The organism is Aegicerativicinus sediminis (genome assembly GCF_015476115.1).
GTDB classification, from domain to species: domain Bacteria; phylum Bacteroidota; class Bacteroidia; order Flavobacteriales; family Flavobacteriaceae; genus Aegicerativicinus; species Aegicerativicinus sediminis.
The window spans coordinates 1138926-1165919 of sequence record NZ_CP064295.1 but is presented as its reverse complement, the minus strand read 5'-3'; the positions used below and the strand labels follow the sequence as shown (position 1 = coordinate 1165919).

Sequence of the window (26994 nt, the reverse complement as noted above, 5' to 3'; positions counted from 1 at the left end):
CAGGAACACTTCTGTCAATTTGATATATATCATAGTTTATAAGATCTCTATCTTTTACCTTAATCTGTCCTTAAAACCTATGGAAATGAGAAAAATAGTCGTTCCAACCGATTTTTCAGCTAATGCAATGAATGCATTAAAATACGCTGTTGAGTTATTCAAGTATGACACATGTGAAATCTTCATTTTACACGTTTACCAAGACGAAATTTTCTTTGAAGATAATTCCCGCACACTTGTAGAAACAAAAAATGCGAGAAAATCTATTGCCAATCGATCTCAGCTGAAATTAGAGGAAACCCTAAAGGAAATTCAAGAATTTTCTCCAAATCCAAGGCATAATTATAAGAATATATCAGCAGATAATTTACTCTTAGATGAAATTGATGCAATCGTAGAACGGGAGAATATCGATATCATAGTAATGGGTACGAGAGGTGAAACTAATGACAAAAAAATAACCTTTGGTAGTCACACCTTACAAGTTTTAAAATATGTGAGGTGTCCAGTTTTGGCGATCCCTGAAAATTACCAACATATCCAACCGAGGCGTGTACTTTTTACTACCAATTATTTGATACCATATAAGCGAAGAGAGCTGAAATTATTATGCGAAATGGTACATCCGTATAGAGCGCAAATCGACTTGCTTTATATGTCTAAAAGTAATTCTCTTTCCCAAAGGCAACTAGATAACCAAAACCTCTTAAAGAATGAGTTATGCAAAAACAAACTCACATTCCTTAAAGTGGGTTCAAAAGATATTGTACCAACAATTTTTGAATATGTAAAGGAACATGATGTAGACCTGCTTGTAATGGTTAATTATAAGCACTCAAGCGAACAGAACATTGTATTTCAGTCTACTATAGACAAAATAAGCTTGCATATAGAGATACCATTTTTGGTGCTGCAGAACATAACACGTTATTAGATTAATATTTAATTCGATGAAAAGGATATTGTTACCAACCGATTTTTCCGATAATTCTTGGAACGCCATAACATATGCACTCAACCTATTCAAGAATGAAGAATGTAATTTTATATTATTAAATACCTATACTCCAATTATTTACGATTGGGAATACCTCCAAACCAGCAATGCTCAATTATCTGTTACTGATGCAATGAAAGAAAATTCAGAACGTGGTTTAGAGGAGGTTTTAAGAAAAGTAAAATCTCAATTCAATAACCCCAAGCACATTTTCACTACCATTTCATCATTTAACATTCTTACACTTGAAATTGCAGAACTTCATAGAGGTAATGCCATAGATATGGTAATTATGGGCACTAAAGGTGCTTCGGGCATTGAAAAGGTATTATTGGGATCAAACACAATTCATGTGCTTAATCGTGCCAAGTGCCCAGTTATAGCAGTGCCTACAAATTTTCATTTTGAAAAGCCGCATGAAATATTATTTCCAACAGATTTTGAATTAGATTATAAGGTAGAGCATTTGCAATTCCTTCTAGATATTGCCATATCTAATGGGGCTCGATTAAACATCTTGCATGTAAACTATGGACAAGAATTAACTGAGGTACAGAAAGAATTTAGAAAAAAACTTGAAGGATTTATTAAAAACGCCACCTATCTATTTCACGATTTAAGTAATAAAAATGTGCCAGAGGCAATTACTGATTTTCAAAGGAAGGCAAGGGTTAATTTGTTAGCAATGATAAATCATAAGCACTTCTTTTTTGAAAACCTGTTTTTTAGCCCAATAATTAACCATATCGGCTTTAAACTGGAGGTTCCATTTTTGGTAATTCCTGCCAAGTTCGATTGATCTAAACTTTTTAAGAATTTTAAAATTACAAATTATGAAAACAACAGGTATTTGGATAGATAAGCACACAGCATATATTTTCTCCATTGATAATGGGAAGGAGACATTGGAGGCAGTCAAGTCTACATTAGAGAGTTCTAATATTAGATCTGATAAAGGAAACCGAAGAAAAGGTCAAATACAAGACTCAACTTACCAACGTTACGAGACCCATAAATTACAACAGTATTTTGTTGAAATCGCTCATGTAATTGAGGATACGGATGCGATTGTAATATTTGGACCAGGTGAAACAGGCGGGCAGTTACGTAAGGAACTTAAATCTCATTTTCGCTTTTTAGGTAATAAAATCCTTGGGGTAAAAAAGGCTGATAGTATGTCTGAAAATCAACTGAAAGCTTGGGTTAGAAACTTTTTTGAAGAAAGTTTAGACCTTTCACAACTATAATTTCCAAATCATGAGGGAGGGTAACAATATTGATATTGTAAAATCCTCAGGGGAACGGGTAAAGTTTTCAATTGAAAAATTGCGGAAATCGTTATCAAAAACGGGCGCAAATCAAAAAACGATTGAAGATATATTGGCTATCATTCGAAGTGAACTTTATACAGGTATTTCTACAAATGAAATTTATAATCGGGCTTTTTCATTACTTCGAAAAAAGGAGAGCCATTTTGCTTCTAGATATAAACTTAAAAAGGCAATTTATGAGTTAGGCCCTACAGGTTTTCCTTTTGAACACTTGGTTAGTGAGATTATGTCTAACTCTGGATACAGAACTGAAGTCGGCATTACCATACAAGGGAAATGCTTAAAACATGAAATTGATGTTTTGGCTCAAAAAAATAAGGAAGTCACTCTTATTGAATGTAAATTTCATGGGGAACAGGGTTTGAAATGTAATGTTACGGTACCATTGTACATCAATTCTCGATATAATGATATTAAGGCCTCTTGGGGAAATAAACACAAAGACAATTCAATATTAACAAAAGGCTGGGTTGTAACAAATACTAGATTTACTGAAGACGCCATAAAATATGGTAACTGTTGTGGCCTTTATTTATTAAGCTGGGATTATCCTAAAAATGACGGTATAAAAGATCGCATTGACAGGCTCGGGTTATTTCCTATTACCGTTTCCACATTAATGTCCTCAAAAGAAAAACATTTCTTGCTAGAACGTGGAATCGTCCTTTGTAAAAGTCTGTTGAAAGAGTCTTTTTTCCTAGATCACTTAGGTGTTTCCGAACAGAGGAAAAACAGGATTTTAAACGAAATGAAAAGTCTGTGTATAATGTAATTTACTATGATTAAAGAAGTTAAAATACATTTTTTTGGGGCCTCCAATACCGTTACAGGAGCTAAATTTTTAATTGAAACTTCGGAAACAAATATTTTGATTGATTGTGGTATGTTCCAAGGTCTAAAAGAGCTTAGATTATTGAATTGGAAACCACTAGATTTTAATGTACCCTCAATTGATTTAGTATTATTAACCCACGGACATTTAGACCATGTGGGCTACCTTCCACGTTTACTTCTGCAAGGGTTTGCAGGTGAAATTGTCGGCACAGAACCTACTTTGGCAATTGCAAGAATTATTCTCTTGGATAGTGCAAAAATTCAAGAAGAGGAGGCGGAAAAAGCCAATAAGGAAGAATATTCCAAACATAACCCTGCCTTGCCATTATATACAGTCCTAGATGCCGAAAAAACAATAAAGCTGTTTACGGCTAAACCAGAAGATAAATGGATCCAGGTTTCGGATTCTATTTCCTATCGATTTCAATATAACGGACATATACTTGGCTCTACTTTTATTGAATTAGACATAAACGGAAAGCGTTTCGTATTCTCTGGCGACCTTGGTAGACGAAAGGATTATTTGCTTAAGGACCCAAAAAAACCTAGATGGGCCGATTACCTCTTTGTTGAAAGTACCTATGGCAATAAAATTCATCCCGATGAGAATGTAGAGGATCTCTTGGTTGAGATTATTTTAAATAGTCTTAAAAAGAAGGGTATTCTTATTATACCAAGTTTTGCCGTTGAACGATTACAGACCCTAATTTACATACTCTGGAAACTTTACCAGAAAAACAGAATACCAAACATTCCAATAATAATTGATAGCCCAATGGGTATGAATGTATTGGAGGTCTTTAATCAATTTCCAGACTGGCACAAATTAACCCCTGCTGAATACAATGCCATGTGTAAGCACGTTAAAATTGTGGAATCATATAGAGAAACTTGGGAAGAGATTGATGACAAAAGACCTAAAATAGTAATTGCAGGTAGCGGTATGGTAACGGGGGGGCGCGTACTCACTTATTTACAACAGTTTATAGATGAACCTACAAGCACAGTGTTATTGGTTGGATTCCAAGCTGAAGGCACAAGGGGAAGGCAGCTTCAAGACGGGGCAAATGAAATAAGGTTTTTTGGTAAATATTACCCTGTAAAAGCTACAATTAGACATATAGAAAGTTTGTCAGCTCATGCAGATCAGAACGATTTGTTGGACTGGATGAGTGACATAAAAAATATTCCAGAAAATGTCTTTCTAATTCATGGAGAGCCATGTTCTTCAGATGCCCTGAGGGTTAAGTTAAAACAAGTCAATAACTGGAATTCATCTGTGCCTAAATTGGGCGATGTGGTAACATTGAGAATTTAAAATTAACTGTGTTGCCGATCCCTTTCATTCAAAATATTTGGATTTGATTTTATCGGAAATTCCATTTTTTTGGCTTCTTGATATATATCATTTTAAAATCCCTTTTCTAGTCCTAAATTGGTGAGAATGCAAAGTTTAATTTAAAATTTTAAGCAATGTCACTAATTAAAACTAACAACAGAAGAAGGCTGTTTCCTTTATGGAGAAACAGTGATTTCAATAACCTTCTGGATCCTGATTTTTTCAATACGGATTTCTATGAGGAAGATGGTTTAATGCCAGCTTTAAATGTTATTGAACATGAAAAAGATTTTGAAGTGGAATTTGCTGCACCAGGATTTTCTAAGGAAGATTTTAAGGTTACAGTAGAAGGCGATGTATTAAATGTTTATGGTAAAAAAGAGGAGAAAAAAGAAGAAAAAGACTCAGATTATACCATTAAAGAATTTAACTACAATTCATTTAAAAGATCCTTAAAATTACCTAATACCGTAAACGCCGAAAAGGATGTAAAGGCAACTTATAAAAACGGTATTTTAAAATTAAGTCTACAAAAAGAAGAAAAGGCGAAAGAGCATCGCGAAAAAACCATCGAGATTTCATGACAGATTAACGTTCCATAGGGCGGTGTTGGTTCCGCCCTATGGGTTTAAAATCTTTTAATTATGAAAACAACTAAATCAAATACTGGTTATTTAGAGTGGTTAAATGCAGAGGAAATGCATACAAAATCACTGGAATGGTTATCTGATTTGAGATTCATTAAAAATGAACAAAACTTTTTTGAAAAACTCATTAAATCTTATCAATTCGATCTTATTAATTCTTCGCATATAATGGCGAGCGAGAAAATAATTAAACAACTCCGTTCAATAAAAAAGGAGACAAAGAAACTACTAGCTTCGGTACAGTCTCATACCAATAAACTTGAAATTATTGTGGACGATATAGAACAGCCATTAGAAGAAGAGGCTTACAGAAAAGAACATCTCAAATTAATTATCACTGTTGCTGAATTCTTAAGGAAATATCAACAGCTAAAAATGAAATTTTTCAATTTAATCAAAGGAATCCTTAAGGAAAAACAGCAAAAGTTACTGGTTTAATAGGTTTATTAAATCTATTTAGGAATGATATAATTATTAACCCTAAACTATTAATGTCATGAAAAATTTAATAATAATATTAGTTGGATTCCTTATTCTTCCAATTTTAAGTTTTGCCCAAAGCAATCAAGTTTTTGACTTTGTGTCTAGTTTAAATGATGGCTATGCAGCAATTAAAAAAGGCGACCAATGGTCTTTTATTAACTCAGATGGTAAAAAGGTAATGGATTTTAGAAATGATTTAGTCCTTACTAAATGCGATGATGGTTTATACCCAGTCTTTATGGATGGCAGGTGTTTAATCGAGAAGAAAATTGACGGGATTAGTTATTTTGGCTACATAGACCCAACGGGAAAGGTTGTTATTGAACCACAGTTTTTAAATGCTTCCAATTTTAACAACCAACTTGCGGTTGCAATTTATTTATTAAAAGAGAAACTGGGTCAAAATGATGTTTTAGGGAAAAATGTTGTCAACTATAGATATTTTGAAGTGGTAATAGACACTGATGGAAACATTAAAAGTTATTTGGACGATAAAGGTGTTAATGTTGTTCTCGATAAAAAGTATTTAAGATTACCACCAAAGATAACTTCAAAATTAATCTCAGAAAATCTTTCTGCTGTCATGGTTGATAAAGATCATTGGACCATCAAAAAGATTCAGTAGCAATGTAGGTAAAATGAAAGCAAACATCCATTTAGGTAACTTATTTGGTGTAAAAATCATTGTACATTGGACGTTTTATTTGTTGTTGATTTGGGTTGCATTGAGTGAATTATTGAGTGGTAGTTCAACAACTAGTGTCCTGTTTAACATTGCTTTTGTCTTAGCTGTATTTGCATGTGTCGTCTTCCACGAATTAGGGCATGCATTTACAGCTAAGCGTTTTGGTATTAAAACGAAAAAGATTCTTTTGCTTCCAATTGGCGGCATGGCCAGTTTTGAGAGAGTTCCAGAATCGCCAAAACAGGAAATGTTGGTGGTATTGGCCGGACCATTTGTAAATATTGTAATTGCGTTAATTTTATTTTTTATAATCCCAATTGGAGATATGTTCAATTTGCGGTTTCAAGAAACTATAGAAACCTTAAACGATTTTAGCTTTCAAAACTTTCTGTTCTTCTTGTTTATTGTAAATGTTGGGTTGGTTGTTTTTAATATGATACCAGCCTTTCCTATGGATGGTGGTCGCATCCTTAGGGCCTTATTGGCTATGCAAATTGGAAGGGTAAAAGCCACCCAAATTGCTGCAAGTATTGGCCAATTTATTGCTATCGTTTTGTTGTTAATAGGATTAATGGACAATCCATTATTGATATTTATTGCCCTATTTATTTTCGTTGGGGCTTTCGGAGAAAATCAAATGGTACTTCAACAATCTATTATTAAAGGCCATAGTGTAGAAGAGGCTATGTTGCTCAATATAACTGTTTTTGAACCTGAAGATTCTCTGGAAGTGGTGGTTGACAAAATTATCTCAGGCACAGAGACAAATTTTATTGTTGCAAAAAACAAGGAAATCCAAGGGATTTTATTCCATAAAGACATAATTAATAACTCCAATAAAAATTTGCTTGTAAAGGATGTAATGTCCAAATCGTTTAAAATTATCAAATCGACAGATGATTTAAGCAAAGTTTACCCGTTGATTACCCAATCAAAACAGTCATTTTTCCCGGTGGTTAATAACGGGGTACTTGTCGGGGCATTAGACCGCACCAATTTAACTGAATACATTCTACTAGAATCTAAGCTGGTTTATTAACGTAAAGCTTTATGCTTGATAACCAGGTATTAGAATGACAAAAATCATTTCTTCTGAACTTAAGAAAACATAACTTTAATTGATGCATAAAAAAAGGAAGTAGATGTAATTTAACAGACACATGAAGATTTCATTTGAAAGAAAAATAGCTTTTGGTTATGTAATAAATCTTGCTGTGGTAATTGCTTTGGGTCTCATTTATTGGAAACAAATGCCAATTTCTAAAGAAGCATCCTTTTTAGATTGGATTTCTTTGGCTTTAATACTTCTTTCCATAGGGATGCTAACTGTTGTATTTTTTATCCTTCGGACACAATTAAAGGCAAACAAAACATATCAGCAGCAACTATTAAACAATCAAATATTGTTGCAATCAATTATTGATAATGCCACCAATCTTATTTCTGTTAAAAAGTTAAATGGTGAATATATATTGGTAAATAAGCAATATCAGAAACTTTTCCAGTCTAAAGAAAAGGACCTAATAGGAAAAACAAATCATGATTTCTTGCCTAAAGAGGTTGCGGATGTTTTTCGAAGTTCAGATTTAGATGCGCTGAAGGCATCAAAGGAAATCTATGTTGAAGAAACACTTGAGCAGGAAGACGGTCCCCATATATATCTATCCGTTAAGTTTCCTTTATTCGACACCTCCAACCGTGCCTATGCAATAGGAAATATTTCAACCGACATAACTGAAAGAAAAAAAATAGAACAATCTTTAAAGGCAGCTGACACCTTTTTCAATCTTTCTATTGATAGTTTGGTAATTGCCACCAAAGATTCATTTATAAAAGTAAATCCATCTTTAAGCAAGTTGTTAGGATATTCCAAAGAGCAACTTTTGGAAAAACCATTCACCGACTTTATTTATCCTGAGGATATTGAGACCACTAAAAAAGAAATTGAAAAATTGAAAACAGGGACCGACATCGTCAATTTCAAAAATCGTTGGGTTTGCAAGGATGGTTCCATAAAATGGTTGTCATGGAATGCAACTGCAGATCAGAATACCGGATTGATGTATGCCATAGTACGCGATGTTACTGAAGAACTTCAACTTAAGCAAGAAAAGGAAATAGAGTTGAATGCCTTGTTTGAAAGCCAACAGAAACTAAATATGATATTAGAAAATATCAGTGACGGGGTCATTGTTGCTAATACCGATAAGAAGGTAATACTAGCTAATAATAATGCCCATGAATTTTTCGGCATTGTGGAAGAAGCACATATACCCATTAATTTTTCCGATCAGTTTGAGGTTCTTTATCCCGATGGCAAAACCCAATTCCCAGCCCAAAACCTTCCTGCTGAAAGAGCATATTTAGGTGAAATTACGGATGATGTGGATGTCTTATTAAGAAATCTTAGTACCAATGAAATGAAAAGGGTTTTGATAAGCGGAAGACCTATTGTCAATAATAAAAATGAGGTTGTGGCTATTGTTGTAACGATGAAGGATATCAGCAAATACAAAAAGTTGGAAGAAGAGTTGAAACGAAAAGATGCCGAAACTCGACCTAAAATCGGTTATAGAAAACAATAAGTATAAATACCTAAAATAAAAACCTGATTTCTAGTGGTATTTTAACCAAGTATTTCCTGAATTAGACTTTTTATAGTATCCTTAAAAGCTCTAGCTTTCGTAGCAAAATAAAGCAGTGCATTTGCCCTATCTAGGTTTTGATCCTTATAAGAAACTTTGTAATACTTGTCATTTTCAAGATAATCAGTCACAGCTCTAACGCCATGTATCAATGGCATAAAAACAACTCCTAAGTAAAGACTTTCAATTTCTACCTGCTTTAAAATCACTCCACTTTCTTTTATTCCTTTCAGAATAGACTTAAATAATTTTATATCGAAAGTAATCTTAGATAAATCGAGTTCATTTTCAGCGGCGGTACTTACAACGGATCGCACAATATCTCCAAAATCATTGTAGAAATATCCCTCCATAATCGTATCTAAATCGATTAAACACAAAGGTTGTTTATTGGTGGCGAATAAAATATTGTTCAATTTAGTATCGTTATGGCAAATCCGCTTTAGAATAGCTTGGTTATTCCAATCCTTAACTTCCTCTAGCAAGCTTTCAATTGTAACCAAAGCCATAGACGCTTTGGATAAACGCTCCGTAGAAGCTATTTTGGTTGCAGCATCCAATTGCTGCAATCTGAAATCTAGATTGTGAAAGTCTTTTAGTGTAATATGATAATCTAAGACTCTTTCATTTTGCATCAAATTGTGGAACTTACCAACAATCCAACCGGCTCCATATGCCACTTTTGGATCAACGGTGCTATTATAGGTAGTACTGTCTTTTATAAAGGACATTAATCTCCAATAATTACCTTCATATTTTATATAGCCGTTGCCTTCCTTGGAATGAATAATATCAATTTCCGCATAACCTGGACCTCCTACAATATTGAGTGCTCTAGATATGTTCGACATAATTTTGGGAGGAGATTTAAAAACCTGATGATTAATACGTTGTAAAATGTATTTGGGCCGGCTGTTTAAACTGACTAAAAAGGTGTCATTTACCAAGCCATCAGAAAGAGTTGTAAATGAGTAATTAGCCTTAGGTATGTTAAATAAGTCTAATAGTCCCATGAAATAGTTGTATTCAAACATAAATTACCCTGAATTACCAAAGTGATGAAGGGTATTCACCTTTTTCGATAAGTTTTACTAATGAATTTTTGGCCATCAACTTGTCTGTTTGATATGTAATGCCAAACCATTTGGCTGAAGATGATAAGACTTTTACCCTAATTTTGTTTTCATTCAATAGTTGCTGAATTACTTTAGGCAGATAAAACTCCTCCTTTTCATCTGGACCCCCTTTGAGGAAGGCTACAAATAATCTACTAATTTCTTTAAAAATTTTTGGATGACAAACCCAAAAATTCATGCTTACCAAATCATTTGCACTAAATTCTTTATTGGTTACCCTATCCACCACAAGATCTCCAGATGCTTCAAGTTGAGTGATTTCTTGAACCCCTATAAGATGGCCATTGGAGGTTTGACATATTCCTCTAGAAACAGGACCATATTTAGAAAGAGTTTCAAATAGTACATAGCCCATAAGGCCATATTCGTTATCTGCTTGGGATTCGATAAAATTAGCGGCTGATCTAAAGGCATCTGAACCATAAAAATCATCCGCATTGATTACTACAAACGAATTTGTTATTACATGTCTTGCAGACCATACTGCTTGTGCTGTACCCCATGGTTTTGTCCGATCTGTAGGGATGTATTCGATTTCGGGAATGTCATTAAGACTTTGAACCACAACATCTAATTTTATGTGTTTTGGTAATCGTTTTTCTAGGTATGATCTAAGAAACTCCCTATTACTTTCTTGGGTAACCACAACAATATTCTTAAAGCCATATTTTAAAGCATCGAACATGCTATATTCCATCAAGAATTCACCATTTGGACCAAACTCGTCAAATTGCTTAAGGCTGCCATATCTACTACCTCGACCAGCTGCCATTAGAAGTAATGTCATAATAAAAAATCCGGCTTAATATTAACTTTTCGAGTTTATTGAGTAAACACTAAAAATTCCCATGGCTTAAGATCTAAAGGTTCATTACCTAATAAATATTCTTTAGTTGTAAAATAATCCACATAATTGCCAAAAACCTCTTTATTGTTGATATTAATAGTTTGGTTTTCATCCGATAAATTGAAAATACCAATCACACAGTTGCCTTCAACTTCTCGAATAAATCCTATGACATGTTCATTGTCTTCTATGCTAATTGGAAAGCCGCCCTCATCACCAGCCCAAATTGCTGGATTTTCCTTTTTCAATTTTACTAGGGATTGATAAAAGGTTTGCAAACCATTAGGGTCGGTCCAATCTATTGGGTCCTTTTCGAAGAATTCAATTCGTTTTGAAAGACCAACTTCCTGACCACTTAAAATGAGTGGGAAACCATAGGCTGTGAAAACTAAAGTGGCCAAGGTTTTATGGCCTTCACCAAACCTTTCAAAAACAGTGCCCACCCACGAATTGAGGTCGTGATTAGTAGTGTAGGTCATTCGATATGCAGTGCGGCCATATTTGAACATATCTTCTTCAATCCAATTAAATAAGGCATCTGCAGGTTTTTCTTTTGAAACAACTTCCCTCATTAACACCTCGTATTGGTCTGCGTAACTTCCATCTAAAATAAAGGTTTCATGACCACATTCAGCAAGCCAAAAAAGATCTCTTAAAGGATCTAATTGAGCTCTAGCTTCTTCCCATAAATACAACGGAATTTTATCCCCACAACCATGATCTAGCCTAAATCCATCGACTCCTAATTCCACCCAAAATTGCATCGCGTTTATCATTGCTTTGCGAGTTTCCGGATTAGAGTTGTCTAATAATGCAGTGTCCCACCACACATCTGTTGGGCTCATTGACTCATAGGTCACTTCTCCCTTCTCATCTAGGACGTAATATTCGGGATGTTCATTTATCCAAGGGTGATCTCTACCTGTATGGTTCGGGACCCAATCTAGAATCATATAGAACCCCATATCATGTGCCTTATCCAATAATGCTTTAAAATCCTCCATGGTGCCAAATTCCGGGTTGACTGCTGTATAATCTTGGGGTGCATAATAACTGCCCAAAGTGCCTTTCCTATTGGTTTCGCTAATTGGATGAATAGGCATCAACCAGAGAACATCTACTCCCAAATCAGAAAGTCTTGGTAAGTGATCTGAAAATGCTTTGAAAGTTCCCTCCGGAGTAAACTGTCTTATGTTAACTTCATAAATTGTTGAGCCTGCCAATTTATCTGGAAATTTTTCCTGTGGGGCCTGCTGTTCCGAAGTGACTATTGTCCTCTGCTCTTTTGAAGGGTTCTTGCAATTAAAAAACAGAATCAGACCCAATATAAAAAGTGAAAGTTTTTTCATGATTTAACTAAGGTTAATCAAGGTTTCGATTTTTCAAAGTTAAATCATGGAAATTATTTTTATAGGTGAAACTTATAATAAATTGGATGCCCTTTTTGAAAATTTCCTTTACCTAATTCAAGGGTAACTCATTTAAGGTCGTCAAATTCATTAGTGAAACCAATCGTGGAATAAAAATCATTCATTTATCAAGTCCTTAAAGGCTGATCCAAAAATCAAATAATTGGTATTCCCTCCTATAGTGCCTTCGTTTTGTCCCCATAAAAATGGCCAATCATCATAATTTTCAAAATGATCTGGTTTTCTAAATAAAATTCCAGGAGCCACATTTCCGGGAATAAAAGAAAAATCGGCCCTATTATTTCCGTAAAAAACTTCCTTAGGACGAACCGCTCCTAAAGTTGCAACTAAAGAATAGTTGTGATAAGGATGGCAACCGAACAACCAATTAGTGGCTTTAAAAGCATGCCTTGCATCAATAATTTCAGGGAAATGTTTATTTGCAAAACATATGGTTGTGCCAAAGCTTACAATGGTTCCGCTTCCAGCCCAATTACCTAATCCGATTGGAACGCCGTATGGATTATCCTTCTCTAATTCTGTAATATAATCGTTGTATTTTATTACGTATGGACGAAGCTTTTCTTTATATGACGAGTCCATATGAGGTATGGCATGCAGGGATGTTAAAATGACAAAATTGACATTGCGTTCCAATGCTGGCCACAATAGTTCTAGATATTTGTCAGCATATTGTTGCTCACCTGTTGAAATAAATAACTGCAAATTGGTCGATAAATCCCCCAAGCTTCTCCAACCTATTCGATCCTCCTCAGTTTCTTTGGCAAGTAATTCCTTGGACTCCTTTAAAAGCCTCCTTGATTGTTGCAAAGCTCGATTAGAAAGATCATCATTATATCCCTTTAAGGCTCGACTTGCAGACGCAAACATGGCAGCAGCCCTTAAGTCTAGACTAGGATTACGACTAGTGAATGCCCACATATCATCCTTAACCCCACTAGAAAGACCATCTTTTGCTATTTCGTAAGGCCCTAAATTTTGGTTGTAAGGCAGCCCGTCAGTGATGGATGCGGCGTCACCCAGGTGATGATAATTATCAAGAACTGAATTTGAAAGGGTTTGCGCCATATGCCCAATGATTTCTGCCTGAGCAACCAATTGCATCGTTCCATGTTCGATAAACTGTAAAACATCTGGCGTTCCATCTGGACGGTGAAGATCGACATAACGCTGTTCCTCGTCTATAAAAGTTTGGTCTCGGAGAGGTTTGAAATTTTCCCAGGTTTGAACAAAATTCTGCACCACGAAAATGTTCGAGCCTGTCTCAATGTCAAAGTCTCCAGCATCGAAAAACCCGCCTACATTTAATCCGGGGATTGTTTCTAGGGCGTTATATTTAGTATACGTAGTTGGCCCTTGGCTATGTAAATCGAAGTGGTCGGTGTTTGGGGGAGCTTGTAGGTAGCCTTCCTTGAAGGGTTCGCCATGCCATACTCTATAGGCTTCATTTACAAACATATGATTCATGTGTATAGGGATCCAAATATCACTTGTCGCATCAGTAATTTGGTCGTAAACAGTTTCCTCAATTATGAAGTTGTTTGTTTTGATATCCCCATACTTTATAAAATAGATTCCTGGTGTAGTAACCGATGAAAAATCGAATTTTACATAATGATATTTATAATAGTCTCCCCAAGAAATTATATTTCCACTGTATATTTCTGATGATGTGCCATCGGCAGAAATTTTATGAATGGAAGCAGAAGATAGTGGACGGTCCTTTTTATCGAGTTCAATTACTGAAACCTTTTGTTGTGAAGGTAAATAACCCACTTGTGAAAACCCAATGTTAGGTTTTCTCACCCAACCCTCAATGGCATTTGGTTCAATTGTCCAGGTTAACACCTTTCCTGTTTTTCCAGAGGGCAATAAACTTCGGACCACGAACCAGCCATTTTGTGCCAAAATCCGACCGTCAAAAAGCATTAGATCGGTATCCGTTGATGTGATTTTCACCAAGCGTTCCGGATCATCAGGAGCTAGAATTAATTTTCGTCCGGTTTCCAGGGGAAGAGGTTCAATAAATCGTCCTGTACCTCTGTCATCTGAAGTAACATAACCTTTAAATTGTTTTAATTTTTCATTATTAGATTTAGTAATAGTATTTCCAACGACATATCGGGGAAATAAATTGGTACGCCCATCCATTAAATACATTTTCCCCCAATATTGTGAGGGTATAAATTCTAGGTTAAATCCGGCATTTCCCTCCAGTTCCTTTGGAAGTGGTTTGTCGAGGGAAACAGTAATTTCAACGCCTTTACCTTTCGCTTTAACGGTTACCCGCGATTCGAAATCGTAATCTTCATATCTTAATATAGACTCAATTGTATTTGTTGTTGTGTCTACAGTCCTTGATGGAATTGCAGGGACTAGATCCCATTGCTCTGGGGTGCTTGAAAGTCTTACCGCCCCGCCTTGTGCAGTTCTTACCCCGTGGTGTATCAATTCTATTCCGGCGTTTTTCTCATCATTAAACCCTCCTGTAAATAGATTGTTGTAGACTAGAATATTAATGCCTTGTTTCTCAAAATATTCCAACTCATTAAGTTGTAATTCCTGACTTGAGACATTATTGCACATAGCAAAAGTGCATATGGCAAGCACGATGAACCCATTTTTTTTCATTTGTAAATTTTAATTGAAATTACTATTTCCTAACAGTTCTTCAAATTCTTGAATTTGTTAGGCTTTGAAATAGCTGTAGCGAGAAAGAATTTGTTAGAATGCCTAAGATAGTAAATTGTATTGAAATTACAGGAAGAGGAATAAGGGGATTATTCTAATTTCCCCCATAATAAATATTTATTTTTATCTGATTTAGAAAAATCTGTAGACCATGAATAGGAAGCAATATGGGGCAAAACCTTCCAAGGAGAATATTGATAAATATAATAACAGTCCCAATTGGACTGGGTCTGGGTTCAAAAATTTAGAACAGACCGAAATGTCAATAAAGCTTCATAAGCTTCCAAAAATTTTATATCAGCAACTGTTTAAAAAGAAGGGACGTTCTCCGGAAAAAGCGTTACCAATAGAAACTTTCCATAAAGATGAATTCATAAAAGGGAGCAATCAAACAAAATTTATTTGGTATGGACATTCAACGTTGTTAATGAGAATTAACAATATAAATGTACTTATTGACCCTATGTTTGGAAGCAATGCAGCGCCAATCTCACCATTGCCAATAAGAAGGTTTAGTGAAAACACGCTTTCAATTATTGATGATCTTCCAGAAATTGATTTGGTTTTACTATCTCATGATCATTATGATCATTTGGATTTAGAAAGTATACAAAAATTAATTCCGAAGGTGGGATGTTACTTTGTTGCCCTCGGAGTGTCTCGACATTTAGAAAAGTGGGGCGTACCTAAAAATAAGATAATCGAGTTTGATTGGTGGGATGGTCATTTGTATGAAGGGCTTGAAATTACCTTTACGCCGACCAGGCATTTTTCAGGAAGAAGGTTGTCTGAAAGAGCAAAATCCCTATGGGGTGGCTGGGCAATAAAATCACCAAACGAAAATATTTGGTTTAGTGGAGATAGTGGTTATGGAGGCCATTTTAAAGAAATTGGTGAGCGTTTAGGACCGTTCAATTTTGCTTTTATGGAATGTGGCCAATACAATGAAAACTGGTCTTTAATTCATATGTTTCCTGAAGAAAGTGTACAGGCCGCAGTAGATGCTAAAGTACAATGTATGATGCCCGTGCATTGGGGTGCATTTGCCTTGGCACCACATTTCTGGCAAGATCCGGTAAATAGATTTTCAGCAGCGGCCAAAGAAATGGAGCAGTCTTTTATAGTTCCAAAGCTGGGTGAGATTGTTGAGTATACAAATTACTCCACTCAAACATGGTGGCACTTTTAATGGAAATCTTCAAATCAATTAAACAATACTAATCAAAATTATATTAGCCGACCTTGCCATTTTTTGCTAAACACTACAAATAACACCCCGCAAAGTATCCAGGCTGGGAGGGTTAAGAAGGACAGAAAAACATTGAATTGAACTGAAATAAAATAAAAGACACCGAAACTAATCAACCAAGATAGCCATACTGCCCTGCTAATTTTAAGTTGAGCTTTCTCTGCATAATTTTGAATGAAATTGGCCTTTTTGTGAAAGAAATGGTCAAACACAACAATAGCTCCAATAGGGGCTAATACAAAGCCATATAAAGCTACAAAGTCCAATAATTTCATTGCAAATGCAGGGAATAACCCGGCAATCGTTGCTATACTACCTGCAATAATAGTTACCCAGAAAGTGGACGTTTTAGGTAAAATTGCTTGAAATGCCAATCCAGCCCTGTATATGGTTGGGTTTGCAGTTGTCCAGCCCGCCAAAATAACGGCAAATATACCAAAAACACCCAGCGCATTGAAAGCTAAAGGGCCAGGAGCCACAGTTGGGGCTTCACCTCCAGTAAGAAGTGCTTGGGCCTCAGGGGTTTTTAAATAAACAGCATAAAGCAGGGCTGCTGCAATCCAGGCTACATAATGCCCTACATACATTCCTGCGGCAGTTGTCCAACCAAGGTTAGCCTTTTTTGCAAATCTAAATACTGACAAATCAGACATGCCAATGTGCATGGCTGCGTTAGCAAACCATGACCAAAGGACAACATGCCAGAAAGTATATTTTATTTGGCCTGGAAAAGGTTGCCCACCATCTCCCCAGATATTCCAAAAATCTGAAAAAGAGGTTACTCCTAATTGATTCAAAGAAACTACGCCACAGGCAACAAATGCCAATACTATAAAAGGGGACATCCAATTGGCCGCCTTAGAGACTGTGGAAAAACCTTTAGCAGCAATTAAGGAAATTGCAGCGCCTAAAACTATTACAATTATTATCCAAGTGAGGCCGTTTGGAGTTGTATCTGTAAGTTTAGGCATTTCCATATCGAATGGAATACCCACTGCAGTTGCCGAAACGGTAATCATTGCCCCAGCTAAAAAGCAGAATAGAATACCATTGGCTAGATTGTAGATAATAACTAGTTTTTTTCCACAGATTTTTTCTAATTGATAATACAAAGTTAATCGATACTTAACCGCAATTTCTGCAGTAAGAAATCTCCAACTTAGCACGGCTAAAAGGTTTCCTATAAATAGACCTACTATTAAATCGAAGGCACTAACACCTGTGGTTAGAAAAAGAGGCCCAATAACGAACTCAGTTCCGGCAGCATGTTCCCCCGCATACATTCCTAAAAAACTTTTCCAACCTTTTAGTTTGGACTGAGGTACCGGGGTTCTTTCAAATTCCCCGCCAGCAATTTCCTCGATTTCTTCTTCGATATTGTATTGACTCATTGTATTTAGTTAGTGTATTAGATGATTAGGCAGGTCTGAAACTTTTTCACAGCACAACTGATCCATTACCTGTTTAAATTGTGTTTTAAGCATACTTATAGTATGATCACCGCCTTGATCTCCTAAGGCAGCGGCGCCATACATAAAGGATCTGCCCATAAAAGTAAACTTTGCTCCTGTTGCAATGGTGCGGGCGATATCTGGTCCAGAACGTAGTCCGCTATCCATCATTATTTCTATTTTGTCCCCCAATGTTCCGGAGATTTTCTGTAATGCCGCTATCGATGATTCGGAGGCATCTAATTGCCTGCCTCCATGGTTAGAAATAATAATGCCGTCAAAACCCATTTCAATGGCATCCAAGGCATCTTGTTCAGAAGCCACACCTTTTAATACCAGTTTACCTTTCCATTTGTCTCGAATTGGTTTAATTCGCTCAGCGTTGAGTTTTCCTGAAAACGTCTGGTCCATAAATTTTCCTAATTGTTTTAAGTTAAGACCTTTAGGCGTATATGGTTTGAGGGTTTCAAAGGTTGGTTGGCCATATTTCAGGGTATTTAATGCCCATCGAGGTTTACCTAAAATTTGGATGATGTTCTTAAGTGACATTTTTGGAGGTAATGCCAAACCGTTTCTTATATCCCTTGGACGATAACCAAAGGTTGGAACATCACATAGAAGCACTAACACAGGGCATTCAGCAGCTTCAGCCCTTTCCAAGATGTTATTTCTTATATGGTCTTCAACCGGGTTATACAGTTGAAACCAAGCCCTTCCCTCAGTAAGTTCACTTGCTCTTTCAATGTCCATTGTTGTAACCGTACTTAAAATAAAAGGGATATTATGCTCAAACGCGGATTTCGCAAGTATTTCTGGTGAATTTGGCCACATTAAACCTTGAAGCCCAACTGGTGCAATGCCAAAAGGAGCATCATATTTAATACCAAAAATTTCTGTGGAAGTATCGCTAGATCCAAAATTCCTGAGATATCTAGGTTCGAGCTTTACTTCTCTAATATCCGCAGTATTTCTATAAATGCTTACGTCTTCATTACATCCGCCGTCCAAATATTCGAAGGCAAATTTTGGTACTCGTTTCCGGGCAAGTTCCCGAAGATCATCTACCGAGGGGTATTGGGTATTAAATGTTGAGGCCATATTTTACTTAATTATAAAAGGCACATGTTTTTTCAGCGAGTAATTCTCTTTTAAGAATTTGCTGTTCAATTTTTTATCTGAAATACTTATTGCTGCACCTAAGGCAGAACCGAGAGATGCGTCGGTAGTTCGTAATTTCTTATCTCTAAAATAGTGTGATAGGAGATTGGTATAAAGGTCATTATGGCTGAAGCCGCCATCGATATAAATTCTCTTAATGTCTTTGCCTTCGACTACTCTTTTGATAGATTTAATTTGAAGTGCTACAAGTTCCATCATTAATTGATGGTATGCATGTTCATATTTGTGAAACCGCATAATGGTATGATCGGGCATATGGTCTAACTCAATACTTTCCCAACGATAACAATTTTCAAAATCACTTATTAACTCATAGTAAATATCATAATCAAATTTAACAGACCTATGATAATCTTCAGGGACACCAAAATACTCATCCAACTTAGCGACCTGAATTTTATATTCATTTCCTAAAAAAAGCCGAATCGCTTTAACAGGTTTTCCATTTATGCGCATATAATTTATTACATCTTTATCCCTTATATCATCAGAAATAGGGTTGTCGCTAAATGGGTTAAGTGCAATACTCCAAGTGCCCGTCGACACTAAAATGAACTCTTTTTTTATACTTCTCACATAGGGGAGAAGTGCTGCGGAACTATCGTGTATTCCAACTCCGATTTTAATGCGTCTACCATTATAATTCATGTTGATACTGGTTTCGGTAGATACAATACGAGGTAAAATTTTGTGTATGCTTTCTTTGTAAACCCAGCTGTGGTAATCTTTTTTTGAATAATCCCAAAGTGCGGTATGGCAACCAATACTAGTGTATTCGCTAATGGGAATTCCTGTAAAGATATAACTTAAGTATTGGGGTAAATGGAGACTGTACTTTATTTTGGAAAACACATCCGGTTGATTGTACTTCAGCCAATAAAGTTGTAAACCTGAGTTTAGCATGCTGAGGTTAGCACATCCAGTTGTTTTCAGAAAATTTTCTCTCGGCCCGTATTTTTCAAGAAATTGTTGGAGCAATTTATTATCAAGAGGTTTTGTATAATTATATAAGGGCGTCAGTGGGATGCCATCTTCATCTAAATGAACCAAACTAGCGCCGTAACAAGAAAAATTTATTGCTGTTATAGTGAATTTATCAGTTTTCAGGATTCTGTTAAATACTTCCTTCAGCCATTTTTGTAGGGCTTCGAGGTTTTCGGCAGGATAACCATCTTCGTCGGTTATTTCATCAAATTGGGTGTACTCTTTATGAACTTCTTTAAAGTTTTCATCGAACAAAAAGAATTTCTTATTTGTCTTTCCAATATCGAAAACCGCCGTTACTTCTTTCATCCCCTAAACATTATAGACCAGAGGCAACGGTGTGTTTCCCTCTTAAATCTATCAGTTTTTGTCTAACTTTTAATTCTCTGTAGGTTTTAATCGGGTCTAATGCACTATTGTTTTCAAGTCTAACTTGTCTTAACAAGGGGCGAACATCTGTTCTGTAGGCATCCTGAAGTATTTCTTGGCATTTAACTACATCATTATTGTGCTGAGCGACTTTTAAGGCTTCCTGATCTATTAATAAGGCTTTTGAGTACGCTTCAAGGATTGCCTCCAAGGATTGTATTAAATCTTCAATGGGGTCTTTTATGTTATGGCTTGCATCAATCATCCAAGCCGGATATGGATTTTGAGGATTATTTTCAATTCCATAAACCAGGGAGTTGAAAATAAGAAATAAGGAATAAGGTTTAATGCTGCCTACCGTTAAATCATCATCACCATACTTACTATCGTTAAAATGAAAACCTCCTAGTTTACCTTTCAACATTAAGGTTGAAACAATTTGCTCAATGTTGGTGTTCGGCAAATGATGTCCAAGATCAACCAATGTATATGCCCTATCGCCACAACCATTAGCTAACATAAAGGAGGTTCCCCAATCTTGTATTACAGTGCTATAAAAATTAGGTTCGTAAGGTTTGTATTCAATAAAAAGTTTCCAATCGGGAGGCAGAACATTATAAATTGAATTTAGGCTTTCTTGAGTGTTATTCAAGACAGTCTGAAAATTATGCTGACCAGGAAAATTAGAGCCATCCGCCAACCAAACGGTTAAGCTTTTGGAACCTAATTTTTTGCCGATTTCAACTACATCTATATTATGTTGAATGGCTTGGTTGCGGACATCGGCGTTTAAATTACACAATGACCCAAATTTATAGCTGTGAGGGCTGTCTTTTTGATCTTGAAAAGTATTTGAATTAACGGCATCAAAAACCAAATTATGGGATTCTGCTAATTGTTTAATTGCTAGATAGTCTTCCGGTATATCCCAAGGAATATGAAGTGAAATTGCTCCTGCAGAGTTTGTTAGTGCGTGTAATAAACCAACATCTTCAATTTTTTGTTCCAACGTAGAAGGTTCTCCGTAAAATGAAAATCTTCCGAATCTTGTTCCGCCAGCACCTAATGCCCAACTAGGAATTGCAACCTGAAACTTTTCTAAAAGAGTTTTAATTCTACTAACATCAATTCCTTTTTTATCTAACTGATTTGATAGAAACTCATATTGGTCCCGATGGTCGTTTACATTCTTTTGATTTAAGGCAGCTATTTCCTCTCTCTTCAGTACCATTTTTCATTTTTTTAAACGATGTCCGCGGAGTTATCCATGGACATCGAATTCAAAACTAACTTACTACTAATTCAAATATTTATCTAACAAATGCATTGGCCATTCCACCATCTACATTAATTATATTCCCTGTTGTTTTATCTAACACTGCTACACAGGCAAAAACCCCATTAGCAATATCGCTAGGATAAATAATTTCATTTAAAAGATTTCGCTTAGCATAATGCGCAGGCAATTCATCAACTGAAATGCCATAAGCTTTAGCCCGACCTTCAGCCCATTCACCTTCCCATATTTTACTTCCAACTATCACTCCATCGGGGTTCACGGTATTAACACGAATTTTATCCTTACCTAATTCGGCAGCAAGTAATCTAACCATGTGTTGTTGCGCTGCCTTTGCAGTTCCGTAACCGACGTTATTTGGTCCTGAGACCAATCCATTTTTACTTGCAATAGAAACAACATCCCCACTTAACCCTTGTAAGCGCATGATTGCTACACCTTGTTTAATTAACTCAAACTGTCCTTTAACCAAAACATCTTGTAGTATATCCCAATCCTTTTCTGTTGTATCTTCAAGCGACTTCGAGATAGCCAGTCCTGCACTATGCACCACGATATCCACTCCGCCAAATTCCAAACAAGATTTTTTAAGGGCTTCGGCAATGGAATTACTATCCGTTACATCGCAAACCGCATACGTCCCTTTATCTTTTCCATAAGACGAAGTTGCTTCGATTAATCGTTCTTCAGAAATGTCAGACAACACTACACATGCACCTTCTTGGGCCAATTTATCAGCAATTGCCTTTCCTATTCCTCCTCCCGCACCAGTAACGAAAGCTATTTTTCTTGAAAGAGGTTTTTCCTTAGGCATCCGTTGTAGTTTTGCTTCTTCTAGCAACCAGTATTCTATATCAAATGCTTCTTGTCTGGGTAAAGCGGTATAAGAGGTTATTGCTTCTGCACCTCGCATAACGTTAATGGCGTTAATGTAAAATTCACTTGCCACTCTAGTGGTTTGCTTATCCTTTGAAAAGCTAAACATTCCAACCCCTGGATAGATAATAATAACAGGATTTGGATCTCTCATTGCAGGACTATTAGGTCTTTTGCAAGTCTCGTAATAGTCTTTATATTCTTTCCTATAGTTTTCAAAGGCTGGAACAAGTTGCTCTTTAACCTTATCTGTATTACTTAAATCTTCATTTGGATCTAACTGAAGTACCAAAGGCTGAATTTTAGTCCTTAAAAAGTGGTCTGGACAGGAGGTTCCCAATGGAGCTAATCGTTCCAAATCGTTACTATTGATAAATTCTAAAACAGTATCACTATCGGTAAAATGACCCACCATACGATTTTCAGAAGAACATAAACCTCTTAAAATAGGCATCAATTTAGAGGCTTGTTCTATACGTAAATCCTTTTCTAGGGATTGAACTTTTTGCCCTCCAAATACACTGCCTTTTTCTTTAATTTTTTCTTGTATGTAATCAGAAGCTTTTTCAATCACTTCTAGACTATTCATATAACAGTCGTATGAGGTGTCTCCCCATGTAAAAAGGCCATGGCTTCCCAAAACGATTCCTCTAATTCCTGGATTTTCGTTCAGGCATTTTTCCAGTTGTAATCCCAAATCGAAGCCTGGTCTTTGCCATGGAACCCAACCCATTGTATCGCCCCAAATTTCTTTGGTTACTTTTTCGCTATCCTTAGCAGCGGCTACGGCAATAAGAGCATCTGGGTGTAAATGATCAATGTGTTTAAATGGTAACATTCCATGCAGAGGTGTATCAATGGAAGGCGCTTTACTTTCTAAATCATAAATACAATGGTTAAACAGGCCGACCATTCTATCTTCATCATGCAGACCCTCGTAAACATTTTTTAAATCCCTAAGGCGATTTACATATAGCCCTGCTATTCCTGCTTTGGTTAACGTGCCAATATCTCCACCTGATCCCTTTATCCACATAACCTCAACTTCCTCATTGGTTAAGGGATCCCGTTCTATGGTTTTACAACTGGTATTTCCACCTCCATAATTGGTGATACGAAGATCAGATCCTAGAATGTTGGATCTATAAAGGAATTGAGCTACTTGATCGTCTCCTAACGCTGTTGCATCGTCATCATTCCATAGGTAATCAACGTATTTAAAAGTTTTTTGCATTTCCATATCAGATTGAGTTTCTCACATAAACCAAAGATATATTATTGACTATTTTTAGCTATCCTGTGGTGTTATGTAGTTTTCCTCGTTAAAAAAGCAAATTTTAAATTTTGGAATAACTTGATTACGAGATTATCAAAAAATCGTTACTTTAAATGAAATATTTTAAATTTCCCAAAAAATTGGTCTTTCAAAATGTTCACTGCTGAGTTAATTAAGATAAACGAATCTTCTAGGATACCAAAGTACAAGCAAATAGTTGAATCTATAATCAATGACATTGCAAAAGGTAAATTGGAAATTGGCAAGAAAATTCCGTCGATTAACGAAGTGAGCGAAACATGCAACTTGTCTCGGGATACTGTTGAAAAGGCATATAGGGAACTTAAGTGTAGGAAGGTAATTGTATCCGTTAAAGGGAAAGGTTTTTATATTGCGAAAACAGATTTAATTTCTAAGCTTAACATCTTTTTTCTTATTAATAAGCCCAGCTCTTATAAGATGCGTATTTACAATTCATTCGTTAATGAAATTGGAGCGAATGGCCATGTAACCTTATCAATTTACCATTGTGATGAAGGTCTGTTTAGGAAGGAGCTTCAGAAAAGCATGGGTGCATATGATTATTATGTAATTATGTTACATTTCAAAGATGAGAATTTAACGCATGTAAGTTGTCCCGATAGTGTTTTGGGTGAAATAAATAAAATCCCCAGGGATAAACTCATCATTCTAGACAATGATAAGCCGGAAATAGGGGGCAATTACGGAGCCATTTATCAAAACTTCAAAAAGGATATTTACGATTCTCTTATAGAAGCCATGGATAAGCTTAGGAAGTATGATAAACTAATACTGGTATATCCAACCAAATCGGTTTTTCCATATCCTAGAAGAATCTTACATGGATTTGTAAGTTTTTGCGGAGAGTTTAACTTCGATTACGAAATCTTGGACCAAGTTTATGATGACATGGAGCTTCAGAGTCGTGATGCCTATATTATTATTGAAGAAATGGACCTGGTTAACCTTGTTAAACAGGTTAATGACAAGAAAAAGATCCTTGGCGACGATATTGGAATCATCTCATATAATGATACGCCACTAAAAGAATTGTTAGGAATAACGGTAATTTCTACAGACTTCAGAACGATGGGGGCTACAGCTGCTTATATGGTGTTGAAAAACAAGAAGGAAAAAGTCCGCAATGTATTTCGATATATAGAGCGAAATTCGGTCTAAAATAAAATTTCTTTTTATTATCAAAAATTGAAAACCGCCTAATATAATTAGACGGTTTTCCTCACTTCTATTAACTGGCTAGCTAATAAAATTATTAATATCCAGGATTTTGCATGGCCTGTTTTTCTTGTGCTGTCAAAGGTTTTCCATCTTTGTAAATAGCATCTAGGAAAGACTGTGGGATTGGTCTTAGCAAATGGTGCTCTTGGATATTAGGTGCAGCTTCAGGATTATAAGCCCTTACTCTTTCTATTAAGGTTTTGGTCCTACTTAAATCTGCCCATCTGTGCCATTCACCAACCAATTCTCTAGTTCTTTCGTTAAGAACTAAACAAAGCATTCTTTCATATTCGCTTGCGTAACCTAGTTCTGCTATAATAGCCTCATCCTCCGCCGGAAGTGGTGACGTTCCTGTTATGGTTAAATCTGTGGAGGCAGTTGTAACAGCAATGTTGTTAGATTCGTAATATGAATTTTCGTTCATATAAGAATTGTCTGAAAATGGCTGCGAAAAATCGGAAGTTGGGTAGGACTCAGCCCCATCTATATAATAGGCGCGATCCTCACCACCTTTCCAAGTAGCCCTATTACGCACGGCATTAATATAAGTTAATGCCTCAGAATATAAACCTTGACGGACCTTAGCCTCAGCTGCCAATAAATAAGTCTCAGCTGATCTGGCCAAGAACTCATCTCTCATACCACGGTTATCATTAATGGCGGTTCTATCAGATTCAAAATGTTTTGAAAGGGATGGAAACCTAGGGTTATTAAGTAAAGTTATATCGTCAGATGCATGTGCTACAAAAACATGAGGTATCGTTTTTCCATTATATAAAATACTTGGATTATTGTTGTTTATGGTATTGGAAAAACGATTATCATCTGGGGAGTTAATGATATACATGATACCTAAGTCAACTCCTGGAACATAAGTTACACCACCATATTCGCCACCTCTATTAACACGGTGCTTCGTTCTGAATGATTTCCAAAAACGGGAATCATCGACAAGGTCATAAACACCGTAAGTAAAATAAGTAGCAGCCATACGGCTATATGGGCGCATACCTGTAAGATCACGTTTCATCATTGGTAGATCGTCGTATCGTGCAGTGAAAAATACGTGACTCATATTAAACGTCTCTAGGGCAGCATCTCTTCCAAAAGAAGCAGAAAGAATTAATTCTGGAAGGTACTCATTGGCACCATCAGGTTGGGTATATGCCCATAAATCCTGAAAATTTGCAGCAAGGGGGTGATTTGCAATTACTTCATCAGCCAAAGAAACCACTCTACTCAAGTCAGTATCTTTTGTGGCTGAATTCCAATCATCATTAATTTCACTTGCTCTTGTTAAATATGCTTTAGCTAAATAATGGGCAGCAGCATCTTTACTGATTCTATGTGGATGTTGTACTGAGTTATCTAATAAGTTATAGGCCTGCGTGAAATCATCAATTACCTGCGCTAAAACTTCCTCGGCTGTTGCTCTTGTAAACTCTAACTCCACCGTGGTGCTAGGTTCAAGCTTTAAAGGAACTCCACCATATTGACTTACTAAAAACAAATAGTTATAAGCCCTTAAAAAATAACCTTCACCTAAAGCAATGTTTTTAATTTCGGGATTATCAGAATTAATATTTGTAGCAGATTCGATTAATTGATTTGCCAATCCAATTCCAACATATTTATCATCCCACATTTCTTGAGCATTGGTTCTTGGAGAAACAATAATGGATCCAAACCTGCTGTCATAATTATTCCAAGGACTATTAGTATCATCACCTCCAACGTGGAACTCATCTGTTCCATATTGAGTGGTTCCAAATTGATATTCCGTTCTAAAGGAATTGGCAAAAACACGGTAGTATGCCCCAATTGCTAACTCCTGGATACCCTGCTCGGTATTGAAAAAATCCGAGCTTCTTTCTGTTTCCAAAGTCTCTTCCAAGAAGCTCTCTTCGTCACATGAACCCACAAACATTATCAATAACATAGTCATCAATAGTTTCGTGGATAATTTTATATAGTTTTTCATAGAATAC

At 36.1% G+C, this 26994-nt stretch carries 22 protein-coding genes; 12 read left to right on the top strand and 10 right to left on the bottom strand.

Annotated elements, in window-relative coordinates; genetic code table 11:
* Window positions 1-85 precede the first annotated feature (85 nt).
* The 10 genes from ISU00_RS05130 to ISU00_RS05085 all read left to right on the top strand — a co-directional run bounded on the left by ISU00_RS05130 (window position 86) and on the right by ISU00_RS05085 (window position 8901).
* Window positions 86-934, top strand: a complete 849-nt coding sequence (locus ISU00_RS05130) for a universal stress protein (protein WP_228852973.1) — start codon at window positions 86-88, stop codon at window positions 932-934.
* A gap of 16 nt (window positions 935-950) precedes the next feature.
* Window positions 951-1796 carry a universal stress protein gene (locus ISU00_RS05125; protein WP_228852972.1) on the top strand — a complete coding sequence of 282 codons (846 nt, stop codon included), beginning with the start codon at window positions 951-953 and terminating at the stop codon, window positions 1794-1796.
* A gap of 34 nt (window positions 1797-1830) precedes the next feature.
* Window positions 1831-2244: a hypothetical protein gene (locus tag ISU00_RS05120; protein ID WP_228852971.1), complete on the top strand. Its 414-nt coding sequence runs from the start codon at window positions 1831-1833 to the stop codon at window positions 2242-2244.
* Window positions 2245-2254: 10 nt separating this feature from the next.
* Window positions 2255-3100 (top strand): ATP cone domain-containing protein, encoded by an 846-nt coding sequence (locus ISU00_RS05115; protein WP_228852970.1) that lies wholly within the window; start codon window positions 2255-2257, stop codon window positions 3098-3100.
* 6 nt (window positions 3101-3106) lie between these two features.
* On the top strand, window positions 3107-4480 hold the full coding sequence (locus ISU00_RS05110) for an MBL fold metallo-hydrolase RNA specificity domain-containing protein (RefSeq protein ID WP_228852969.1): 1374 nt from the start codon (window positions 3107-3109) through the stop codon (window positions 4478-4480).
* A gap of 155 nt (window positions 4481-4635) precedes the next feature.
* Window positions 4636-5085, top strand: a complete 450-nt coding sequence (locus ISU00_RS05105) for an Hsp20/alpha crystallin family protein (RefSeq protein WP_228852968.1) — start codon at window positions 4636-4638, stop codon at window positions 5083-5085.
* Window positions 5086-5145: 60 nt separating this feature from the next.
* A complete protein-coding gene (locus ISU00_RS05100) occupies window positions 5146-5586 on the top strand; it encodes a hypothetical protein (RefSeq protein WP_228852967.1) in 441 nt (146 codons plus the stop codon).
* Between the two features lie 58 nt (window positions 5587-5644).
* On the top strand, window positions 5645-6256 hold the full coding sequence (locus ISU00_RS05095) for a WG repeat-containing protein (RefSeq protein ID WP_228852966.1): 612 nt from the start codon (window positions 5645-5647) through the stop codon (window positions 6254-6256).
* A 13-nt stretch (window positions 6257-6269) separates the two neighbouring features.
* Window positions 6270-7355 carry a site-2 protease family protein gene (locus ISU00_RS05090; protein WP_228852965.1) on the top strand — a complete coding sequence of 362 codons (1086 nt, stop codon included), beginning with the start codon at window positions 6270-6272 and terminating at the stop codon, window positions 7353-7355.
* Window positions 7356-7476: 121 nt separating this feature from the next.
* A complete protein-coding gene (locus ISU00_RS05085; protein WP_228852964.1) occupies window positions 7477-8901 on the top strand; it encodes a PAS domain-containing protein in 1425 nt (474 codons plus the stop codon).
* Window positions 8902-8942: 41 nt separating this feature from the next.
* Here ISU00_RS05085 and ISU00_RS05080 read toward each other — a convergent pair whose 3' ends face one another.
* The 4 genes from ISU00_RS05080 to ISU00_RS05065 all read right to left on the bottom strand — a co-directional run bounded on the left by ISU00_RS05080 (window position 8943) and on the right by ISU00_RS05065 (window position 15005).
* Complete coding sequence (locus ISU00_RS05080) at window positions 8943-9995, bottom strand: phosphotransferase enzyme family protein (RefSeq protein ID WP_228852963.1); 1053 nt, start codon at window positions 9993-9995, stop codon at window positions 8943-8945.
* Between the two features lie 13 nt (window positions 9996-10008).
* Window positions 10009-10884 (bottom strand): nucleotidyltransferase family protein, encoded by an 876-nt coding sequence (locus ISU00_RS05075; RefSeq protein ID WP_228852962.1) that lies wholly within the window; start codon window positions 10882-10884, stop codon window positions 10009-10011.
* 35 nt (window positions 10885-10919) lie between these two features.
* On the bottom strand, window positions 10920-12293 hold the full coding sequence (locus ISU00_RS05070) for an alpha-amylase family glycosyl hydrolase (protein WP_228852961.1): 1374 nt from the start codon (window positions 12291-12293) through the stop codon (window positions 10920-10922).
* Window positions 12294-12470: 177 nt separating this feature from the next.
* Entirely contained in the window at window positions 12471-15005 is a 2535-nt protein-coding gene (locus ISU00_RS05065; protein WP_228852960.1) for a cellulase N-terminal Ig-like domain-containing protein, read from the bottom strand.
* Between the two features lie 211 nt (window positions 15006-15216).
* Here ISU00_RS05065 and ISU00_RS05060 point away from each other — a divergent pair, with 211 nt between their 5' ends.
* Complete coding sequence (locus tag ISU00_RS05060; RefSeq protein WP_228852959.1) at window positions 15217-16254, top strand: MBL fold metallo-hydrolase; 1038 nt, start codon at window positions 15217-15219, stop codon at window positions 16252-16254.
* Between the two features lie 38 nt (window positions 16255-16292).
* On the opposite strand, the gene ISU00_RS05055 is transcribed toward ISU00_RS05060, so the two are convergent.
* From ISU00_RS05055 to ISU00_RS05035, 5 genes are all read right to left on the bottom strand, one after another.
* Window positions 16293-17705: a purine-cytosine permease family protein gene (locus ISU00_RS05055; protein ID WP_228852958.1), complete on the bottom strand. Its 1413-nt coding sequence runs from the start codon at window positions 17703-17705 to the stop codon at window positions 16293-16295.
* Between the two features lie 9 nt (window positions 17706-17714).
* The gene (locus ISU00_RS05050) at window positions 17715-18863 is read right to left on the bottom strand and encodes an alpha-hydroxy acid oxidase (RefSeq protein WP_228852957.1); all 1149 of its coding nucleotides are present in this window, start codon (window positions 18861-18863) and stop codon (window positions 17715-17717) included.
* 3 nt (window positions 18864-18866) lie between these two features.
* Window positions 18867-20237, bottom strand: coding sequence for an FGGY-family carbohydrate kinase (locus tag ISU00_RS05045; RefSeq protein WP_228852956.1), 1371 nt, complete (start codon window positions 20235-20237; stop codon window positions 18867-18869).
* A gap of 10 nt (window positions 20238-20247) precedes the next feature.
* A complete protein-coding gene (locus ISU00_RS05040) occupies window positions 20248-21528 on the bottom strand; it encodes a TIM barrel protein (protein WP_228852955.1) in 1281 nt (426 codons plus the stop codon).
* Window positions 21529-21607: 79 nt separating this feature from the next.
* On the bottom strand, window positions 21608-23704 hold the full coding sequence (locus ISU00_RS05035; RefSeq protein ID WP_228852954.1) for a bifunctional aldolase/short-chain dehydrogenase: 2097 nt from the start codon (window positions 23702-23704) through the stop codon (window positions 21608-21610).
* 195 nt (window positions 23705-23899) lie between these two features.
* Between ISU00_RS05035 and ISU00_RS05030 the strand changes: the two genes are divergently transcribed.
* Window positions 23900-24946 (top strand): GntR family transcriptional regulator, encoded by a 1047-nt coding sequence (locus tag ISU00_RS05030; protein WP_228852953.1) that lies wholly within the window; start codon window positions 23900-23902, stop codon window positions 24944-24946.
* Window positions 24947-25040: 94 nt separating this feature from the next.
* Here the strand turns inward: ISU00_RS05030 and ISU00_RS05025 are convergent, their stop codons facing one another.
* Window positions 25041-26987, bottom strand: a complete 1947-nt coding sequence (locus ISU00_RS05025) for a RagB/SusD family nutrient uptake outer membrane protein (RefSeq protein WP_228852952.1) — start codon at window positions 26985-26987, stop codon at window positions 25041-25043.
* Window positions 26988-26994: the final 7 nt, after the last annotated feature.

What these genes read in the sequence shown, in the direction of transcription:
- ISU00_RS05075 (WP_228852962.1), bottom strand. Translation starts at nt 10,884, where the DNA reads ATGACATTACTTCTAATGGCAGCTGGTCGAGGTAGTAGATATGGCAGC.
- ISU00_RS05050 (WP_228852957.1), bottom strand. Translation starts at nt 18,863, where the DNA reads ATGGCCTCAACATTTAATACCCAATACCCCTCGGTAGATGATCTTCGG.
- ISU00_RS05055 (WP_228852958.1), bottom strand. Translation starts at nt 17,705, where the DNA reads ATGAGTCAATACAATATCGAAGAAGAAATCGAGGAAATTGCTGGCGGG.
- ISU00_RS05035 (WP_228852954.1), bottom strand. Translation starts at nt 23,704, where the DNA reads ATGCAAAAAACTTTTAAATACGTTGATTACCTATGGAATGATGACGAT.
- ISU00_RS05040 (WP_228852955.1), bottom strand. Translation starts at nt 21,528, where the DNA reads ATGGTACTGAAGAGAGAGGAAATAGCTGCCTTAAATCAAAAGAATGTA.
- ISU00_RS05045 (WP_228852956.1), bottom strand. Translation starts at nt 20,237, where the DNA reads ATGAAAGAAGTAACGGCGGTTTTCGATATTGGAAAGACAAATAAGAAA.
- ISU00_RS05125 (WP_228852972.1), top strand. Translation starts at nt 951, where the DNA reads ATGAAAAGGATATTGTTACCAACCGATTTTTCCGATAATTCTTGGAAC.
- ISU00_RS05105 (WP_228852968.1), top strand. Translation starts at nt 4,636, where the DNA reads ATGTCACTAATTAAAACTAACAACAGAAGAAGGCTGTTTCCTTTATGG.
- ISU00_RS05090 (WP_228852965.1), top strand. Translation starts at nt 6,270, where the DNA reads ATGAAAGCAAACATCCATTTAGGTAACTTATTTGGTGTAAAAATCATT.
- ISU00_RS05130 (WP_228852973.1), top strand. Translation starts at nt 86, where the DNA reads ATGAGAAAAATAGTCGTTCCAACCGATTTTTCAGCTAATGCAATGAAT.
- ISU00_RS05115 (WP_228852970.1), top strand. Translation starts at nt 2,255, where the DNA reads ATGAGGGAGGGTAACAATATTGATATTGTAAAATCCTCAGGGGAACGG.
- ISU00_RS05085 (WP_228852964.1), top strand. Translation starts at nt 7,477, where the DNA reads ATGAAGATTTCATTTGAAAGAAAAATAGCTTTTGGTTATGTAATAAAT.
- ISU00_RS05070 (WP_228852961.1), bottom strand. Translation starts at nt 12,293, where the DNA reads ATGAAAAAACTTTCACTTTTTATATTGGGTCTGATTCTGTTTTTTAAT.
- ISU00_RS05110 (WP_228852969.1), top strand. Translation starts at nt 3,107, where the DNA reads ATGATTAAAGAAGTTAAAATACATTTTTTTGGGGCCTCCAATACCGTT.
- ISU00_RS05060 (WP_228852959.1), top strand. Translation starts at nt 15,217, where the DNA reads ATGAATAGGAAGCAATATGGGGCAAAACCTTCCAAGGAGAATATTGAT.
- ISU00_RS05095 (WP_228852966.1), top strand. Translation starts at nt 5,645, where the DNA reads ATGAAAAATTTAATAATAATATTAGTTGGATTCCTTATTCTTCCAATT.
- ISU00_RS05120 (WP_228852971.1), top strand. Translation starts at nt 1,831, where the DNA reads ATGAAAACAACAGGTATTTGGATAGATAAGCACACAGCATATATTTTC.
- ISU00_RS05030 (WP_228852953.1), top strand. Translation starts at nt 23,900, where the DNA reads ATGTTCACTGCTGAGTTAATTAAGATAAACGAATCTTCTAGGATACCA.
- ISU00_RS05080 (WP_228852963.1), bottom strand. Translation starts at nt 9,995, where the DNA reads ATGTTTGAATACAACTATTTCATGGGACTATTAGACTTATTTAACATA.
- ISU00_RS05100 (WP_228852967.1), top strand. Translation starts at nt 5,146, where the DNA reads ATGAAAACAACTAAATCAAATACTGGTTATTTAGAGTGGTTAAATGCA.
- ISU00_RS05065 (WP_228852960.1), bottom strand. Translation starts at nt 15,005, where the DNA reads ATGAAAAAAAATGGGTTCATCGTGCTTGCCATATGCACTTTTGCTATG.
- ISU00_RS05025 (WP_228852952.1), bottom strand. Translation starts at nt 26,987, where the DNA reads ATGAAAAACTATATAAAATTATCCACGAAACTATTGATGACTATGTTA.